Annotated in this window: 3 protein-coding genes; 2 read left to right on the top strand and 1 reads right to left on the bottom strand. The window is 66.0% G+C overall.

The genetic code is table 11. The features are described from left to right. Window positions 1–838 (top strand): sulfate/molybdate ABC transporter ATP-binding protein (locus A8G08_RS13960; RefSeq protein ID WP_068274925.1); only part of this gene is annotated, 838 nt, incomplete at its 5' end. After that, the gene (locus tag A8G08_RS13955) at window positions 835–2,259 is read left to right on the top strand and encodes a sulfatase family protein (RefSeq protein WP_068274921.1); all 1,425 of its coding nucleotides are present in this window, start codon (window positions 835–837) and stop codon (window positions 2,257–2,259) included. The genes A8G08_RS13960 and A8G08_RS13955, both read left to right, overlap by 4 nt. 141 nt (window positions 2,260–2,400) lie before the next feature. Here A8G08_RS13955 and cysC read toward each other — a convergent pair. After that, window positions 2,401–3,203, bottom strand: an 803-nt coding sequence (gene cysC / locus A8G08_RS13950) for an adenylyl-sulfate kinase (protein WP_068274918.1), incomplete at its 5' end; no start/stop codon positions are given.

Here is a 3,203-nt window from a genome sequence, read left to right as displayed (position 1 = left end):
CGTCACGCGCGTCTCCCCGCAGAAGCGCGATATCGGCTTCGTGTTCCAGCACTACGCCGCGTTCAAGCACATGACCGTGCGCGACAACGTGGCGTTCGGACTGAAGATCCGTAAGCGTCCGAAGAACGAGATCAACAAGCGCGTCGACGAGCTGCTCGGCATTGTCGGTCTCGATGGCTTCCAGCACCGCTACCCGGCCCAGCTCTCCGGTGGTCAGCGCCAGCGCATGGCGCTCGCCCGTGCGCTCGCGGTGGATCCGCAAGTGCTGCTGCTCGATGAGCCATTCGGCGCCCTCGATGCGAAGGTCCGCACGGATCTGCGCCAGTGGCTGCGCCGGCTGCACGACGAGGTGCATGTCACGACTGTGCTGGTGACCCACGACCAGCAGGAGGCGCTCGACGTTGCCGACCGGATTGCGGTGCTCAACCGCGGCCGGATCGAGCAGATCGGTCCGCCCAGCGAGGTGTACGACACCCCCGCCAACGAGTTCGTCATGTCCTTCCTCGGCGATGTCGCCAAGCTGAACGGTCAACTCGTCCGCCCGCACGACATCCGCGTCGGCCGCACGCCGGATCTCGCTGTCGCACAGGCGGAGGGGACCGCCGAGACGGCCGGTGTCACACGGGCCATCGTGGAGCGCGTAGTGCATCTCGGTTTCGAGGTGCGAGTCGATCTACGCAACTCCGCCACCAACGACCTGTTCTCGGCGCAAATCACGCGCGGCGACAGTGTCGCGCTGTCGCTGCATGAAGGAGAGACGGTCTACGCCAGGGCGACGAAGGTGCCCGATCTGCCGACCACCGAGGTGGAAGTGCCAGTTCTGTCAGCGGTGCAGTGACCACGCCGCGGGAAGGCGCATCGAGCACCGCCCCCCGGCGGGACAATGTCCTGATCGTGCACTGGCACGATCTCGGTCGCACATTGGGCGCCTATGGGTCTTCCGGCGTGCAGAGTCCGAACCTGGATCGCCTTGCGCGCGAGGGGATTCTGTTCACCGACGCCCATGCCGCAGCGCCGCTGTGCTCGCCGTCGCGCGGGGCGATCTTCTCCGGCCGCTACCCGCACCACAACGGTCTGGTGGGCCTTGCACACCATGGCTGGGAGTACCACGATGATGTGCGGACCCTTCCGTCGCTGCTTTCCGAATCTGGTTGGTACACATCGCTGTTCGGTATGCAGCATGAGTCGGCCTACCCGAGTCGGCTGGGGTACCACGAGTACGACGTAACCAATTCGTATTGCGACTACGTAGTCAACCGCGCACAGAACTGGCTGCGCAGGTTCCCGCCGACGCCCTTCCTGCTGACGGCGGGCTTCTTCGAGACACATCGCCCGTATCCGATCGAGCGGTATGTGCCGGGCTCGCCCGACGAATTCGATGTTCCCACTTACCTTCCCGATGACCCGGCGGTCCGTCAGGACCTCGCCGAGTTCCATGCCTCGATCGAGGTGGCCGACGCCGCGGTGGGTGAGCTGCTCGCCACGCTGGAGGAGCAGGGACTCGACGACTCGACGTGGGTGTTCTTCCTTACCGATCACGGCGAGGCCTTCCCGCGTGCGAAGTCGACGCTCTATTCCCGCGGCACCGGAATCGCTTTCATCTGCCGTCCGCCGCGCCGGCTGGGGGTGCCGCCCAGCGTGTACGACGGGCTGTTCAGCGGGGTGGACGTGCTGCCGACCATTCTCGACTTGGTCGGGGTGAAGATCCCGGCGGAGGTTCAGGGTGTTTCACACGCGCGGGAGCTGCAGCTCGGTGCGGACGCGACGGCGCCGGTGCGGTCCGAGCTGTTCACCGAGAAGACCTATCACGACACGTTCGATCCGATTCGTGCCGTGCGCACCAAGCAGTTCAGCTATATCGAGAACTACGCGAACCGGCCGCTGCTTGACCTGCCACTCGACATTCTCAACAGTCTCTCCGGATCGGCACTCGCCGATGACAAGCAGGCGCGCCGGGCTGCGCGCGAGCTCTACGATCTGATCAACGATCCGGACGAGGTGGACAACCTCGCCGAGAATCCCGAATTCGCAAGCGTACGTGACGAACTCGCCGAGCTTCTGCACCAGTGGCGCGACGAGACCGGCGATTCGATGCCGGACGAGGCGGAGGGCACGGAGTTCGCACGCCGCGCGATGGAGGAGTATCTGGCCAAGCTGGAACGGCGCCCGAATGTTCGGTCCGCCTACAGCAGGGACCGCGGACTACTCGACCCCGACGTCGTCGAATCGGCGGACGCACCGTCTGTCAGCGCGGAATAGCGCCCAGCCGGGCCACGCGGTATCCGGTCCCGCATTGTGAACGGAAGATCCGTTGCGCTCAGCGGGGTGAACGGATCGTTCACCCCGTCTAACGCAACAAATCTTCCGTTCGCGACGTGGCCGGCTCACCTCGAGCGCGCGTCAGCTCTCCTGGCGCGCCGCGAGCAGGTCGACGACTCGCGCGACCAGTTGGTCGATATCCGCTCCGGTCGTGTCGAAGGCGAGGTCCGGGTGCTCCGGGTCCTCGTACGGCGCGTCGATACCGGTGAGCCCCTTGAGTTCTCCGGCTCGGGCACGTTTGTAGAGACCCTTCGGGTCGCGCCGCTCGCATTCCGCCACCGGCGTGCTCACATGAATCTCGAGGAACGGGAGACCGGCCGCCTCGTTGAGGGCGCGGGCAATCTCGCGGTCTGAACGCAGCGGGGACACCATCGACGCGATCGCCACCGCGCCGGCGTCGGCGAACAGCCGGGTGAGGTGCCCGACGCGGCGAATGTTCTCGGCGCGGTCACCGGGGGAGAAGCCGAGGTCGTCGGAGATACCGTGCCGCACGTTGTCGCCGTCGAGAAGGTAGGCGACGCGCCCGGAGTCCACCAGGTAGCGCTCCAAAGCAACTGCCACAGTGGACTTTCCCGACGCGGGCAGGCCGGTGAGCCACACCGTCGCGCCGCGCTGGCCCGTCGAACCCCAGCGCCGGGCGCGATCCAGCGAGGAGGGATGCCATTTGATATCGCGGCGGGTCTGCTCGCCGGGCTTCACCTCGCGCGGTTCGAGGATGACGCCCGCGCCGACCGTGTCGTTGCTGTGCTCATCGATGAGGATGAATGCGCCCGTATCGCGATTCTGCGTGTACGTATCGGCAATCACGATGCTGCTGGTGCGCAGCGTGACGGTGCCAATATCGTTGAGCGCCAGCTCGGTTGGGCCGTCGAGCTCCTCGAGCG

The sequence above is a fragment of the Aldersonia kunmingensis genome (assembly GCF_001646865.1).
Taxonomy (GTDB): Bacteria; Actinomycetota; Actinomycetes; order Mycobacteriales; family Mycobacteriaceae; genus Aldersonia; species Aldersonia kunmingensis.
The sequence above is the reverse complement of the archived record's forward strand: the minus strand, read 5'-3'. Positions and strand labels throughout refer to the sequence as shown.